This window comes from Peribacillus sp. NPDC006672 (genome assembly GCF_050274955.1).
Taxonomy (GTDB): domain Bacteria; phylum Bacillota; class Bacilli; order Bacillales; family DSM-1321; genus Peribacillus.
Map to the genome: position 1 here is coordinate 315741 of NZ_JBNNOR010000001.1, position 15178 is coordinate 330918.

Annotated in this window: 16 protein-coding genes and 1 other annotated feature; of the genes, 13 read left to right on the top strand and 3 right to left on the bottom strand. The window is 43.6% G+C overall.

The window, feature by feature from the left end:
- Positions 1–106 precede the first annotated feature (106 nt).
- Positions 107–550 carry a S1 domain-containing RNA-binding protein gene (locus ACQKKK_RS01575; protein ID WP_034308861.1) on the bottom strand — a complete coding sequence of 148 codons (444 nt, stop codon included), beginning with the start codon at positions 548–550 and terminating at the stop codon, positions 107–109.
- A gap of 283 nt (positions 551–833) precedes the next feature.
- Between ACQKKK_RS01575 and ACQKKK_RS01580 the strand changes: the two genes are divergently transcribed.
- From ACQKKK_RS01580 to pheA, 10 genes are all read left to right on the top strand, one after another.
- On the top strand, positions 834–1583 hold the full coding sequence (locus ACQKKK_RS01580; RefSeq protein WP_427613583.1) for a peptidoglycan DD-metalloendopeptidase family protein: 750 nt from the start codon (positions 834–836) through the stop codon (positions 1581–1583).
- Entirely contained in the window at positions 1576–2442 is an 867-nt protein-coding gene (locus ACQKKK_RS01585; protein WP_427613584.1) for a M50 family metallopeptidase, read from the top strand. Before ACQKKK_RS01580 ends, ACQKKK_RS01585 begins: the two co-directional genes overlap by 8 nt.
- A 41-nt stretch (positions 2443–2483) precedes the next feature.
- Positions 2484–3953: an Rne/Rng family ribonuclease gene (locus ACQKKK_RS01590; RefSeq protein ID WP_427613586.1), complete on the top strand. Its 1470-nt coding sequence runs from the start codon at positions 2484–2486 to the stop codon at positions 3951–3953.
- 75 nt (positions 3954–4028) lie between these two features.
- Positions 4029–4112, top strand: a sequence feature (ribosomal protein L21 leader region).
- A gap of 13 nt (positions 4113–4125) precedes the next feature.
- A complete protein-coding gene (gene rplU / locus ACQKKK_RS01595; protein WP_034308849.1) occupies positions 4126–4434 on the top strand; it encodes a 50S ribosomal protein L21 in 309 nt (102 codons plus the stop codon).
- A gap of 13 nt (positions 4435–4447) precedes the next feature.
- Positions 4448–4780, top strand: a complete 333-nt coding sequence (locus ACQKKK_RS01600; RefSeq protein ID WP_427613588.1) for a ribosomal-processing cysteine protease Prp — start codon at positions 4448–4450, stop codon at positions 4778–4780.
- A gap of 12 nt (positions 4781–4792) precedes the next feature.
- On the top strand, positions 4793–5083 hold the full coding sequence (gene rpmA / locus ACQKKK_RS01605) for a 50S ribosomal protein L27 (RefSeq protein ID WP_061143474.1): 291 nt from the start codon (positions 4793–4795) through the stop codon (positions 5081–5083).
- Between the two features lie 544 nt (positions 5084–5627).
- On the top strand, positions 5628–6167 hold the full coding sequence (locus tag ACQKKK_RS01610; protein ID WP_427613590.1) for a Spo0B domain-containing protein: 540 nt from the start codon (positions 5628–5630) through the stop codon (positions 6165–6167).
- 48 nt (positions 6168–6215) lie between these two features.
- Positions 6216–7505, top strand: a complete 1290-nt coding sequence (gene obgE / locus ACQKKK_RS01615; protein ID WP_427613591.1) for a GTPase ObgE — start codon at positions 6216–6218, stop codon at positions 7503–7505.
- Positions 7506–7545: 40 nt separating this feature from the next.
- Positions 7546–7995, top strand: coding sequence for an ACT domain-containing protein (locus ACQKKK_RS01620; protein WP_427613593.1), 450 nt, complete (start codon positions 7546–7548; stop codon positions 7993–7995).
- A 130-nt stretch (positions 7996–8125) separates the two neighbouring features.
- Positions 8126–9001: a prephenate dehydratase gene (pheA, locus tag ACQKKK_RS01625; protein WP_427613595.1), complete on the top strand. Its 876-nt coding sequence runs from the start codon at positions 8126–8128 to the stop codon at positions 8999–9001.
- 510 nt (positions 9002–9511) lie between these two features.
- Here the strand turns inward: pheA and ACQKKK_RS01630 are convergent.
- The gene (locus ACQKKK_RS01630; RefSeq protein WP_427613597.1) at positions 9512–10042 is read right to left on the bottom strand and encodes a transcription repressor NadR; all 531 of its coding nucleotides are present in this window, start codon (positions 10040–10042) and stop codon (positions 9512–9514) included.
- A gap of 49 nt (positions 10043–10091) precedes the next feature.
- Positions 10092–11219 (bottom strand): IscS subfamily cysteine desulfurase, encoded by a 1128-nt coding sequence (locus ACQKKK_RS01635; protein WP_427613599.1) that lies wholly within the window; start codon positions 11217–11219, stop codon positions 10092–10094.
- A gap of 103 nt (positions 11220–11322) precedes the next feature.
- Here ACQKKK_RS01635 and nadB point away from each other — a divergent pair, with 103 nt between their 5' ends.
- Genes nadB through nadA form a run of 3 tightly spaced genes read left to right on the top strand, consistent with a single transcriptional unit; the run spans position 11323 to position 14841 of the window.
- Positions 11323–12906 carry an L-aspartate oxidase gene (gene nadB / locus ACQKKK_RS01640; protein ID WP_427613600.1) on the top strand — a complete coding sequence of 528 codons (1584 nt, stop codon included), beginning with the start codon at positions 11323–11325 and terminating at the stop codon, positions 12904–12906.
- Positions 12887–13738 (top strand): carboxylating nicotinate-nucleotide diphosphorylase, encoded by an 852-nt coding sequence (gene nadC / locus ACQKKK_RS01645; RefSeq protein WP_427613601.1) that lies wholly within the window; start codon positions 12887–12889, stop codon positions 13736–13738. Before nadB ends, nadC begins: the two co-directional genes overlap by 20 nt.
- On the top strand, positions 13735–14841 hold the full coding sequence (nadA, locus tag ACQKKK_RS01650) for a quinolinate synthase NadA (protein WP_427613602.1): 1107 nt from the start codon (positions 13735–13737) through the stop codon (positions 14839–14841). Before nadC ends, nadA begins: the two co-directional genes overlap by 4 nt.
- Positions 14842–15178: the final 337 nt, after the last annotated feature.

The following is a 15178-nucleotide window of genomic DNA, read 5'->3' on the forward strand; positions in this document are numbered from 1 at the left end:
TCGCTTTTTTTTTGCTGCATGGAACTGTTGGGCAGTTCCATCATAATAAATAAAAAAGGCAAGCCATGTCCTGGCTTGCCTTATCTATATGCTGGAATGTAGCGGGTTATCCGCGTCTTCCGCCTCTGCCGCCGCGTTTTGATTCGGTGCTGCGTTTAAGAGTCGATAAATTTTCTTCACTAGTCTTTAAAAAGCGAACCATTTTATCTTCGAAATTTTCCTTTGGTTGGAAATTACCTTTAGAACGGAAATCTTTAGAACGGCTATCCCCTTGGCGTGGTGGGCGTTTGGTATAAGAAGAGGTTTGCCCTTCGGGTCTATCTATAGCCTTTTTGATGGACAAGGCAGTTTTTCCGTCTTTCTCACTAATCACTTTTACTTCAATTTGGTCGCCTACTTTAAGATGGTCATTTACGTCTTTTACATAGCTATCTGCTACCTCACTGATATGCACAAGACCTGTTGAGCCTCCTGGTAATTCTACGAATGCTCCAAAATTAGTGATACCTGTTACTTTACCTTGTACTTTGCTGCCTATTTCGATTGACATAAAAAAATGTTCCCCCTCAATAATGTTAAAACCACTTTATTATAACAAATTCAGGGGAACAATATCAATTGGATTTTTTCCTCAATTATTCGATTATCTGAATCGATGCCCAAAACGCCTGAGGAATTCCTTAGTTTCCGGTGAATTTTTCCTACAAAAAAAATTTTTCGCTTTATAAATCCTGGGGATGTCCGGAAAGAAAATTTTTTCTCCGGCATAGTCAGGACAAGTTGCTCATACGTTGTAATATAGCGCGTTGACATGAACAGGGGGGAGATCTGGAATGGATGATCGGAGGAAAGATATCCGCAATCGTATCGCCAAGAGACGTAAGTTTAATGATAAACCGGCAGGAAGCAGTAGTTGGACGGAGATCAACAATGAGGAACCATATGGAGTTGATTCATATAACGGGTATTCCGAGAAAGATCATCCGCTCTTCAAGAAAGAATATTTTTTCTTTAAAGTCCTTGCCAGTGTATGCCTGTTCCTGATTATCGCGGTGATGTTCAAACACCCTTCCGTAAGGCTTGACCCTGCCAGAAGTTTTGTCACGGAGAACATGAGCAAGGAATTTCAGTTCGCTTCAATCTCCAATTGGTACGAAAGTGCGTTTGGTAAACCAATTGCTTTTTTACCGAATGAAGCTGGTAAGGAAACAGTCGACTCGGGTGAAGGCTATGCAATGCCAGCCTCTGCGAAGATTACCCAAACCTTCGAGACGAACGGTGAGGGAATCATATTGGAAACGAGCAAAGGCTCAAAGGTGGAGGCCGTTAATGAAGGGGTAGTCATTTTTGCCGGCGAAAAGGAGGGGATTGGAAAGACGGTCGTCATTCAGCATGCCAATAAAAGTGAATCTTGGTATGGGCAGCTGGAAGGGATTGATGTGAAATTGTACGAGACCGTTAAAAAGGGCAATGAAGTCGGACAGGTTACAGTAAGTGAAGATGGATCCAAGGGCAGGTTTTATTTAGCGATAAAAGAAAATGACGCTTTCGTCAATCCTAAAAAGGTGATTCCATTTGAGTGAATATGGGAAATTACTGTTTAAAATCAGGGTGCATCCGACATTGTGGTTTGTCATTGGCATCGCCATCATCACTGCCCATTTCATTGAAGTGATGATGCTGCTGCTTATCGTCTTCATTCATGAGATGGGGCATGCCGTCTGTGCCCAGCACTTCAAATGGCGGATAAAGTCAATCCAGCTGCTTCCTTTTGGTGGGGCTGTAGAGACTGAGGAGTATGGAAATAAGAGTTTGAAGGAGGATTTGGCGGTGGTGCTCGCCGGTCCGCTTCAACATGTTTGGCTAATTGGTGCAGCCTTTTTGCTCTATTTCTTTTCTATTATTTCCTATGAGCTGTATCAGCCCTTTTTGTATATGAATCTTATGCTGCTGGTTTTTAATTTACTGCCAATCTGGCCATTGGACGGGGGACGGCTGCTATTCATCGGTGTTTCCCTTTACTGTACCTTTCTTGAAGCGCAGAAACATACACTTCATTTTTCTGCAGTATTCGCTGTCCTGGCTTTCTTGACCTGGCTCATTCTTGATCCGCTTAATTTGAACATCTGGCTCATCATCTTTTTCATAAGTCTCTCGCTCGTCATGGAATGGCGGCAGCGGTATTATGCGTTTATCCGCTTTCTTTTGCAGCGCCATTACGGGCATACGAATGATTTGGCGAAATTGAAGCCGATCTCGGTGGATTCACAAGAACCGATTTATAAAGTGCTGGAACTGTTCCAACGCGGATGTAAACACCCCGTCATCATCATGAAAAACGGGAAAGAGAGCGGTTCGTTGGATGAAACAGAAATCCTTCATGCCTATTTTTCCGAGAAAATGACAAACGGGAAAATCGGCGACCTATTATATTCTTATTAAATATGTTATCCTTTCTTCAAATTGAGGAGAGGATTTTTTTGATGAAAAAGATGATCGCGAACCTAGCTTCACGCGAAAAAAGAGTGGCCGTACTTGAGAATGGTGTTTTACGTAAACTTGAAATCATGCCGCCTCAAAAGCGCAGTACGGTCGGTAATATTTATCTTGGGAAAGTGACGAAGGTGTTACCGGGTATGGATGCCGTCTTCATTGATTATGGTGCAGAGAAAAATGGTTTTTTACACCGTGACGAGATTCCCTCTTACCAGCTGACAAAAAAGAACGATGGGAAAGCATCAATCGGTCAATATGTCCGTCAAGGAGAAAAGCTGCTAGTTCAGGTGGCCCGGGATGAAACGGGTACAAAAGGAGCTAAATTGACTGGGCTGATCGAGTTTTCAACGGATTCCCTCGTATACATACATGGAATAGATTATGTTGGCGTTTCAAAGAAATTCAAAAATGATGATTTGCATAAGCGGTGGCGGGAAACGGCCTTACAATATAAAAAGCCAGATGAGGGATTGATTGTCCGCACCTCGATGGAGAACGAAAGTGAAACATTCTTCCTGGATAGGTTAACTATAGTGCGGGAGCTCTTTAAAGGACTTGAACTTAAGGCTGCGTCCCTCAAGGCCCCGTCCCTTTTATATGAGAGGGACACATACCTTGATATGATCATTTCTGAAATGTCGGGAACGGCTGCCGGAGAACTTGCCATCGATGATTTCGAGGCGTATCAGGAATTGAAAAAATGGGTACAGGAAAACCGTAAGGAGTGGGAAATATCCCATGTATCTGGTAAGAATATTTTTTCTGAATGGAATGTGGAAGCGCAAGTCGAGAAAATGGCCAAGAAAATCGTCTGGCTTGATAATGGCGGATATTTAATTTTTGAAGAAACGGAAGCTTTCACCGTAATCGATGTCAATTCAGGTAAGTTCACCGGAAATGTGGCAAAGGAAGCAACATTGTTTGCGGTGAATCAGGCTGCGGCGAAAGAGGTCGCCCGTCAACTGAGATTGAGGAATATCAGCGGAATCATTTTGATAGATTTCATCAATATGGACCAATCACGACATGCGCAAGAAATCATCGACATCGTCAAAAAGGAAGCGGCGAGGGATGAGAAGCGGGTCCAGGTCATTGGCTTTACGGAACTGGGCATTTTACAAATGACGAGAAAGCGAACATCCCCATCTTTAAGTGAAATGATGACGGTGCCTTGCCCCGTGTGCAGCGGTATCGGTAAAATTGAGAGCCCGGAGACGGTGGCCTTCCGCTTGGAACGTGATTTGCTTGAACACCGGAAGACGGATGATGAAGCGGTCTGGGTGGAAGTCAGTAAAGCGGTGGCGGACGTGCTGCTTGGTGAAAAGGAATCATACCGGCAGACACTGGAGGAATTGATCGCTAAAAAGTTATTCCTATCTTTTATCCCAGGTCCCAGGAATGCCTATTCCATCAAGCGCTTCGGGAGCATACAGGAAATCGGGCGGGCTTTCGAATGAAGGACGATAAATCTTATAAATATATTGACAGCCATTCCGGTTTCATGTTAGGATTTTAATGTTATGTTTGTAGCACCCGTGCTACAACCGCTCAACAACAGGTCTTAAGCTTTTGTCTTTTTGACAGGACGCCTGTGATTGGCGAGTCTGAGACATTTAAGGAGGTGCAAGTATGTACGCAATTATCGAAACTGGCGGTAAACAAATTAAAGTAGCAGCTGGCGAAGCGGTTTACATTGAAAAATTAAACGCAGAAGCAGGCGAAACTGTTACATTTGACAAAGTTTTATTCGTAGGTGGCGAAGACGTGAAAGTCGGTGCTCCACTAGTTGAAGGCGCTACTGTAACAGGTACTGTCGAAAAACAAGGTAAGCAAAAGAAAATCACTGTTTTCAAATACAAAGCGAAGAAAAACAATCGTAAAAAACAAGGTCATCGTCAACCATACACAAAAGTTGTTATCGAAGCAATCAACGCGTAAGGGCTGATTCTAGATGATTAAAGTTGTCTTTGATGCTCCGCAGGAACGGATTACTTCGTTCACCTTAAGCGGACATGCTAATTTTGCTAAAAAAGGTTCTGATATCGTTTGTGCAGGTGTATCGGCTGTTTCCTTCGGGGGAGTCAATGCAATCATGTCCTTAACGGACGTAGAGCCTGAGATTGAGCAAGGCAGGGAAGGCGGCTATCTTCGCTGCGTCATTCCGGGGAATCTTTCGCCGGAATCGGAAGAGAAGGTTCAGCTGCTTTTGAACAGTATGCTCATATCGCTGCAGACCATCGAACGTGATTATGGTAAATACATGAAAATTATCCTCAACCAATAGGAGGTGGAACAAATGTTAAGATTAAATCTTCAGTTCTTCGCTTCGAAAAAAGGAGTAGGTTCTACAAAGAACGGACGTGACTCAATCTCTAAGCGTCTTGGCGCTAAACGTGCAGATGGTCAATTCGTATCTGGTGGTTCTATCCTTTACCGTCAACGCGGAACAAAAATCTATCCTGGTGAGAACGTAGGCCGTGGTGGAGACGATACTCTATACGCTAAAGTAGACGGTGTTGTTAAATTCGAACGTTTCGGACGTGACCGTAAAAAAGTAAGCGTATATCCAGTTGCACAAGAAGCATAATTGGCATCTTTGAACAGAGGCTGACTCAAAAGGGTCTGATTCCTTCTACGAGACACTATATACCGCGTCATTTTTAATAATGGTATGCTATATAGTGAAGAAGGGGTCTGGCCCTTTATTTATACTATAGGAACGATAAATAACCAGCATTTTGCAGGAGACTTTAGTCATTAGTATAAGGAAAACAACCTCTGACTTACAAAAGGCTCGCCAATCGGCGGGCTTTCTTAAACTTTCAGGGGGAAAATCCAAGGTTACTCATCCTTCCCATTTGGTTAAACCGAATAGACAGTCCAATTTAACTATAATATCTCCAATTGGTGCATAAATAAGGCCCATTCTCTTTTTTAGTTCAAATGGCTCTACCATCGTCCAAAGAACTCAGGGTGTGCGGCTGTATTTTTTGGACGGGGGCTTTCATGTGAAGGCATGTGAATCGAGCTTCATTTCCTGTTTGTCGTTTTTTTGATATACTGTACAAATGGAAGTATTCAACATGATAGAGCTGAAAAAAGTTTCTTTATCATAATTGAAGGTGTTTATAATGGAAAAAAATTGGACGACTATTGAAACTCTTCGTCAAACCAGGCATGACTGGCTGAATAAAATTCAAATCATCAAAGGGAATCTGGAGCTGAACAGAATTGATCGTGTCAAGGGCATCATTGATGAGATCATCGTTGAAACCCAGAATGAAGCACGCCTCTCCAGTTTGAATTTACCTAAGTTCACCGAGATGCTGTTGACGTCGAATTGGAAGAATGGATCATTTTATTGCGAATATGAAATCATTGATGTTTTTGAAGGCTCTGCTGAAATGGACAAGCTGATGTATCGCTGGACGAACGATTTCTTTAAAATTCTGGATAAGAATCTGGACCCGTTTTTTGAAAATATACTAGCTGTTTCTATGAGTAAAAAAGAAGTGAGCGATATGCACTGTTCATTTCATATGCAAGGCAGGTTCATTGATCAATCCGCAGTGAGCGAGTTTTTGGAAAGTTCATTAACGGCCGAGCAATCAATTGAAATTCTCGAATGTAATGAGGATGAAATATTTTTTAAGATGGATATTAACTTTTAGAGAAGTATACAGCAAGAAATGACTTGCAGAAAACAAGGAAGTGATAGCATGTTTGTCGATCAAACGAAAGTCTATATAAAAGGCGGAGACGGTGGTAACGGAATAGTTGCTTATCGTCGTGAGAAATTCATACCAAAAGGCGGTCCTGCCGGCGGAGATGGCGGTAATGGGGCAAATGTCGTTTTTGAAGTGGAAGAGGGCTTGCGTACGTTAATGGATTTCCGTTACCAACGTCACTTTAAGGCACCCCGCGGAGAACATGGCATGTCCAAAAACATGCATGGTGCAGCTGCAAAGGATATGGTCATCAAAGTTCCACCAGGCACGGTTGTCATTGATGAAAAAACGAAGGAAGTCATTGCTGATTTAGTTGAGCACGGGCAGCGCGCCATTATCGCAAAGGGTGGCCGCGGAGGCCGGGGGAATTCCCGTTTTGCTACACCTGCCAATCCTGCACCTGAAATCGCGGAGAACGGTGAACCGGGCCAAGAGCGCGATATAATCATGGAATTGAAACTGTTGGCTGATGTCGGTTTGGTTGGTTTCCCAAGTGTAGGGAAATCCACTTTGCTTTCTGTCGTATCTGCAGCAAGACCTAAAATTGCCGAATACCATTTCACAACGATCGTTCCTAACCTCGGAATGGTGGAAACGGAAGATCACCGCAGCTTCGTCATGGCCGATTTACCGGGTTTGATTGAAGGCGCTTCAGAAGGAGTGGGCCTTGGACATCAATTCCTGCGCCATATTGAAAGAACGAGAGTAATCGTTCATGTAATCGATATGTCAGGTCTTGAAGGCAGGGATCCATATGAAGACTACCAAACAATCAATAAAGAGTTGGAAGAGTATAACCTGCGCTTGACTGAACGTCCGCAAATCATTGTAGCAAGTAAAATGGATATGCCGGACTCAGCAGATAATTTAGCAGCATTCAAAGAAAAGCTGGAAGAAGACTATCCTGTTTTCCCGATATCTGCCGTAACGCGTGAAGGGATTCGTGAGCTTCTTTATGCAATTGCTGATAAAATCGAAGAAACGCCTGAGTTCCCTCTTGATCATGAAGAAGAGAATACTGGAATCCACCGGGTTCTTTATAAACATACATCACAGTCGGATGAATTTAACATTGAACGCGAATCAGATGGCAGCTTTGCCGTATCAGGATTCAAGATCGAGCGTCTATTCAAAATGACTGACTTTACCCGTGATGAGTCCATACGTCGTTTCGCTAGACAGCTTCGTTCATTCGGAGTCGACGAAGGCCTTCGTCAAAAAGGTGCGACAAATGGCGATATCGTCCGTATCCTTGAATATGAATTTGAATTTATTGATTGATTGAAGACCATGATGGCAGGCAAAAGGAGGCGTGCGGAGTTTGAATAAGGCCGATCAGAAATTTTTCCTCGTTCGGGAGGATGTCCTTCCCGAAGCGATGAGAAAAACGCTGGATGCAAAAGAAATGATTGAACGGGGAAAAGCAGAATCAGTTTGGGAAGCGGTACAGAGAGTGGACCTAAGCAGGAGTGCTTTTTACAAATACCGTGACACGGTTTTTCCGTTTCATACTGTTGTTAAAGAAAAGCTGATTACACTGTTCTTCTACCTCGAGGATCGTTCTGGTACTCTATCGGAGCTCTTACGGCTCGTCGCCTCATCCGGTTGCAACATCATGACTATCCACCAAACGATTCCTTTACAGGGTCGTGCCAATGTCACCCTATCTTTGAACACGGGTGGGATGACGATGGATATTGATGATCTGCTTACTAAGCTGCGTAAAATGGAGTTCGTCGAAAAAGTCGAAATTATTGGGAACGGCGCATGAAAACAGCCTGTACATTTCACATGTACAGGCTGTTTTTATTTGTAAAGGGGATTTAACGATTAACTATTGTAAAAAATCAGAAAATGGCATAACATAAACAATAGATTTTCCGTGAAAAGGAGTTTATAATATGACATCAAAAATTGCATTTCTTGGACCAAAAGCAACGTTCACGGATTTAGCTGTTTCGCGACTATTTCCTAATGATATAAAAATGCCGATGAACACGATTCCAGACTGCCTTGATGCTGTCCGGGACGGGGAAGTGAATCACGCGCTCGTACCGATCGAGAATGCTTTGGAGGGATCGGTAAATATTACGATGGATTACTTAGTCCATGAAGTCACATTACCGATGAAAGGGGAAGTGACGATCCCAATCCAACAGCATTATATGGTGCATCCGGATCATGCATATCCTGGTTTCAAACCGGACATGGTTTATTCGCATTCCCATGCCATCGCTCAATGCCGCAAATTCCTCCATAAAGAACTAAAGGGCATTCCATATGAGTATGTCACATCCACTGCAGCCGCTGCAAAAATGGTGATGGAGAATCCAGATATCAATATTGCTGCGATTGCAAATGATATGGCTGCAGCGGAGTATGGTTTGACGATTGTAGAAGAAAATATTCACGATTACGAACATAATCACACCAAGTTTATCGTCGTATCAAACAGTGAAGTTAACTATGAAGGGCATTTGACCGTTGAAGGGAACAAGAAAACGACCCTGATGATTCAGCTGCCTGCCGACCACTCAGGGCAGCTGCACCAAGTTCTATCCGCTTTTTCCTGGAGGAAGCTTAATCTTTCCAAGATTGAGTCAAGACCCATGAAAACAGGATTAGGCAATTACTTTTTCATCATCGACATTGAAATGGCCCTTGACGATGTTCTCATTCCAGGAGCGATCTCTGAGCTCGAGGCCCTTGGATGTACGGTTTCGATCATGGGAAGTTATTCATGCTTTAAAGTCCAAAATGGTGTGCCGCAGCGATGATTTCCCAGGAAAATTAAACGCTTAAAGCGGCGGTAAACGATTTTTCCTGGGTTTACAAGGTTGGAATTTTTGCATTCTCGTTTCCCCAAGTGATAAATGGTACAACCCTCAGCTGTGCTTTATATACAAGAAAGGTGCCCCAGGAGTATTTCCGGGGCATTTTTTTGTGAAGGTTTCAATTAAGATATGTATTTTCCTTGTGTACAAGTTCCTAAAATGGCTAACAAGAAAAGAGCGATGAAGGAAATCACTTTGAAGATGATTCTTTAGAGGAACATGAGTATGGATTGAAAAACACCGTTTGTGATGGACGCGTATACAATAGGTATTTCTCGGTAGGCTACCTGTGGATATGGAACATGAATACCAAATTAATACAAGGGATGGGGAGGCTGGGTACATGCGGTAGGTTCCATTGTTGGTTTTTAGGGCAATAGAGAATCTAGGGTGGAGAGTACGGAGCCAATAAAAAATCCCCAAAAGATGTGGCTTTTGAGGATTTTCATTTATTCAATCGACCAAAATGCCGGCATCCCTCAATGCACCTTCCGCTTCATCAAGCAATTCTTCTGATGATGCACTCAGTGTATGGAGATGGATGCCGCTCGTTAGTTCCGATAAAAGAGATGCGTTCGTTGCGGTCACCTTAGAGAGGAATTGCTGGACTTCCTTACGGCTGCTGACCATGATGGAAGCAGTCAGGTCTCCGTATACGGGGTGCTCGATTGTGACATCTTTCACCGTGATACCGATATCCACGAGTAAATATAGCTCTTCTTGGGCTCGTGAAGGATCATGCTGGCAAGCAATTATCCTTTCCGGCTTTTGGGTGCTCCCCGTTTGTAAGTACATATAGCCTTGGCTCGTGGCAATGATAGGTTCATTCCGTGCTTTCAGGAGCGTTATGTCACCAACGATAACCTGCCGGCTTACATTCGTGATTTGCGAAAGCTCGCTGCCTGTTACTGGCTGCTCGCTTGTTTGCAATAAATGTAAGAGTTTCGTTCGTCTTTCTTCCCCGAGTAATTTCTTTCTTTCCATAAACATTCACCTCTTTATTAACAAACATTCTACCATAGAATGGAGGGTTTTATCGAATGGAAGCTATCATTTCGAGACAGTCTGCCAACTTGTGGATGTCGTCGGCTGTTGTATTTTTACCAAATGAAAAACGGACGAATTGATGTGCTTCATCTTCGCTTTTCCCAATGGCCATCATGGTTTTTGAAGGATCCTGTTTACCGATTTGACAGGCGCTTCCCGTCGATACTGCGAATCCCTTCTGGTTTAATTCCAGCATGATGTACTGTCCTTGCAATCCTGCAAAGGTCAGCGCCAGAATGTGGGGCAATTGCTGGTCCTTCGCATCGATGATTTGAAAATCGACTTTCCTTTCCGCAAGCCGCTCGATCAATTGCACCCTAAGCATGGAAATCCGTTTCCGTTCATCTTCCATGATATTCCCTAATTTCTTTGCAGCGGTTACGAAGGAAGCTATACCAGGGACGTCCACTGTCCCTGGCCGGAAACCAAATTCATGAGTGATATTCGGTACAGAAGCCTTCAACTGATGGATGGCCGGGAAAATGACGGCTCCAGTCCCTTTTGGACCATAAACTTTATGACTGGAAACTGATAATCCATCACATAAGGCAGATAACTTCCCAAGCGGCAATTTAGCAAATGATTGGACACAATCCACATGCAAGAAAGCATGGTATCTTCGAACGATTTTACTTATTTGCTCAATGGGTTGAATGACCCCGATTTCTGAATTCACATGTTGGACGATGACCAAGCAAGTTTTCTCCGACAGGCATTCCTGTAGATGTTCAATGTCAACTCGGCCATCTTCCAAATGCCGTAAATACGTAACCTCGTAGCCTTCATGTTCAAGCTTTGCGACAAAATTAGCAATGGATGCATGTTCAGTTCGGCTTACAATCAGGTGGTTCTGCCAGGCTGGTTTAGAAGCGATGAATGTATCTATGGCAAGCATGTTGCTTTCTGATCCGCCGCTCGTAAAGATGATTCCTTCCTTTTTTATGTTCAGCATTTCTGCGAGTTGCTGCCGTGATATATCCAATAAATGTGCCGCTTCAGAGCCAACATCATGCAAACTGCTCGCATTCCCGAAAAATTTCCGGGATGCTTGGCTGAATACATCGAGTGCCTCATCATCAAGCGGCGTTGTGGCTGCATAATCTAAATAAATCAAGCAATCACTTCCATCCTTTAATCTTAAAAATCTCTTGATAATAGTTTAATAATATGTAAATATAGTTGTCAAGACACCTGTCGTAAACAGGAGGAATGAAATAATGGTAAAAGCGGGAATCATCGTTATAGGTAGCGGGATTGGTGCCTTGAAAACGGCATTGGAAGCAAGTAAACATAAGCATGTGATACTCATCACAAAATCAAAGATCCGCCATAGTAATTCCTATTTAGCACAGGGCGGGATTGCAGCAGCAATATCTGATCGTGATAGAGTATCCTTTCATAAAAAAGATACGCTGGAGGCTGGTCAGCGTTATAACAAGGAAAAGGCAGTGGAAAAACTCGTCGAAGAGGCTCCTTCGGTGATAGCTGAACTTATTCGTTCCGGTATGCAATTTGACCATGATCATGACGGTACTATCATGCTTGGCATGGAGGGTGCCCACAGTGAAAGGAGAATCCTTCATAGTCATGGGGATGCTACAGGAAAGTACATCATGGAACATCTAATAGGGTGTTTGAAAAACTCTGCGATTACTGTCGTCGAGAATGCGCCAGCGGTGGAGTTGATCATCGGAAAAGATGATTCTTGCATAGGCGTCAAAACTCTTGATAAGGCTGGGAAACTTGTAACGTACCACGCGGAACAAACGGTTTTGGCAACTGGCGGCTGTGGTTCCCTATACCATTTCACTTCAAATTCGCAAACGGTTTCAGGAGATGGAATCGCACTTGCATTCAAGGCCGGGGCAAAAGTTCGTGACATGGAATTCATACAGTTTCATCCGACTCTGCTTTTTATAAATGGTAAAGCGGAAGGGCTGGTTTCAGAAGCGGTCCGCGGGGATGGTGCAAGGTTAGTGACTGAAATGGGAAGGCCAATCATGGAGGATGTCCATGTCATGAAAGATCTGGCTCCAAGGCATATTGTGGCACAGACGATTTTTTCTTATTTACAGCGCGGTGAAAAGGTATTTTTGGATATTTCAATGATTAAGGATTTTAAGAAGCGTTTTCCGACAGTGAGCTCATTATGTGAAAAAAGTGGGCTGGACCTTAAATTCGGGAAAATCCCTGTAGCACCTGGAAACCACTTCCTGATGGGGGGGATTGAAGTGGATGAATGGGGGAGAACCTCTGTCCCCTCTTTGTATGCAGTTGGTGAAGTGGCATGCACTGGTGTACATGGGGCGAACCGATTGGCCAGCAACTCACTGCTCGAAGGGCTGGTTTTTGGAAATGCGCTTGGTCAGTTGCTAGCTAACATGCCAGCAAGGTCGATACCGGAAGAAAAAGAGCAGTCCAAAGGTTCCTGCAATTTTACCTTTTTACCTGATCTCGCGACATTGCAGGAAAAATTAATGAACGAAGCAGGAATCGTTCGAAATGAAGCAGGTTTAACTCGACTGAAGGATTATCTTGAAACATTCAATATCGAAAAATTGCTGCATATGGAAGTAACGGCATTATCGATAAATGAGATAACGAAAATCAATGCCACAATCGTGGCGTGGCTGATTGCCGAATCCGCATTGACCAGAACGGAAAGCAGGGGCGGTCATTTCCGCAGTGACTATCCAGGCGAAGATGACTCCAAATGGCTTGAAAATTCGGTTATCCTTGCTTGCACAGATGTGAAAAATCGAGTGAAAGGGAGACGACTATATGAATATATTGAAGCTTAAGCAGATGCTCCAACAATTTTTGATGGAAGATATAGGTGAATGCGACGTAACGAGTGATACGATTTTTGATCAAGGTGAACAAGGGACTTTGACATTCATTGCAAAAGAAGGTGGAGTTTTTAGTGGAAGTGAGGTCATCAAGACGGGATTTGCATTGTTGGATGAGCAAATCGAGGTTTCTCTTTTTGTTCATGATGGCGAAGTTTTTGAACCAGGACATCAACTTGCAAGAATGACCGGCGATATGGCTTCTCTTTTAAAAGGGGAACGGGTGGTTTTGAATTTAGTACAGCGTATGTCCGCCATTGCAACACAGGCTCATCAAGCTACCATGATATTAGCGGGGACGAGGACGAGAGCTTGTGATACGAGGAAAACTACACCTGGCCTGCGGATGCTTGAAAAATATGCGGTCCGTTCAGGCGGGGCATTCAATCACCGATATGGTCTATTTGATGCCGTCATGATAAAGGATAATCATATTTCTTTTGCTGGGTCCATAACGAAGGCGGTTCAAACGGTAAAATCTAAACTGGGACATACCACTAAAGTGGAAGTGGAAACGGAATCAATCGAACAGGTGCTTGAAGCAGTGGAAGCCGGTGCTGATATCATCATGTTCGATAACCGGAGCCCCGAAGAAATTAAACAACTGATCAAATTGGTTCCTGCCCACATCATAACTGAAGCTTCCGGAGGTATCCATTTAGACAATCTAGCCACATATCGGGAAACAGGGGTTGACTATATTTCGTTGGGCAGTCTGACTCACAGTGTCAGGGCACTTGATATTAGCGCAAAGGTCAAAGAACGTGAGGGGATATTGAAATGAACATATTGGAGATGGCTAGCACGGCAGGTAATGTATTGCCTGAAAAATATAAAACGATGACAATGGAAGATATGGAAAATCGGGTCCATGACATTAAGAACCGACTGGGAAAGCGGCTTTATATCCCAGGTCATCATTATCAACGGGAGGAAGTCATTCAATTTTCGGATGTAAAGGGAGATTCACTTCAGTTGGCACAGCTTTCCGCAGAAAATCGCGAAGCGGATTATATCGTGTTTTGTGGCGTGCATTTCATGGCTGAAACGGCCGATATTTTGACAGAAGAAGGGCAGACGGTCATCCTTCCTGACATGCGTGCAGGCTGTTCCATGGCAGATATGGCGGATATTGAACAAACGGAACGGGCCTGGACAAAGCTTCAGGATTTATTTGGCGATACGATCCTTCCGCTCACTTATGTTAATTCGACTGCGGCCATCAAAGCTTTTGTTGGGAAAAATGGCGGGGCGACGGTGACTTCTTCAAATGCACAAGGGATGGTATCGTGGGCCCTCTCGCAAAAAGAACGGATCCTTTTTCTTCCCGATCAGCATCTTGGGAGGAATACAGCCTTTGACCTTGGCATTCCATTGGATGAAATGGCTGTCTGGGATCCTCATAAGGATGAATTAATCTATGAAGGGGAACTCGAAGATCTGAAGGTACTTCTTTGGAAAGGGCATTGTTCGGTCCATAAAAATTTCACGACGGCGAATATTGAAACCCTTCGAGCGGAGCAGCCGGAAATGAATATCATCGTTCATCCCGAATGTCGCCGTGAGGTAGTCGCCCTGTCGGATTATGCGGGTTCGACATCGTACATCATTACTATGATAGAAAAGGCTGAACCAGGTAGTTCTTGGGCAATCGGCACGGAAATGAACCTTGTCAAACGGCTTATCGCCAATAGCCCTGACAAGAACATCATCTCGTTAAATCCGAATATGTGTCCATGCCTTACGATGAACCGGATTGATTTGCCTCACTTGCTTTGGGCGCTTGAATCAATTGAAGAAGGTATTATCATTAATCCAATAAAAGTCGAGAAGGGCATTGCGGATAATGCCATACTAGCTTTAAACAGAATGTTGGAACGGGTTTGAGTTAATCCTTTCAATATAATAAAATTGAAAAGGCTTTTTATAACATAAGAAAAGTGGGGCAGAAGCCCCCCTCAGACTGTAGACAAACTCGATAAATTATTGAGTTTGTCTACAGTCTTTTTTGTTTTTAAATAGAAGTAATCCGAATCTGTGATTACCGCCAAGGAGCGTCACCATCAAGATGATTGCTAATCCTCCCTTCGCCGATTCCGGCCATACCTTTGCCCTCGACGTTTGAGCTGCCCTGTCTCCTTTTTCCTCCCAGAATGTAAGATAAGTTTTCTGAAGCCACAGTTTTAGGTCATTAACTTTCTTATACTAGGATTTCCCTTTAGTT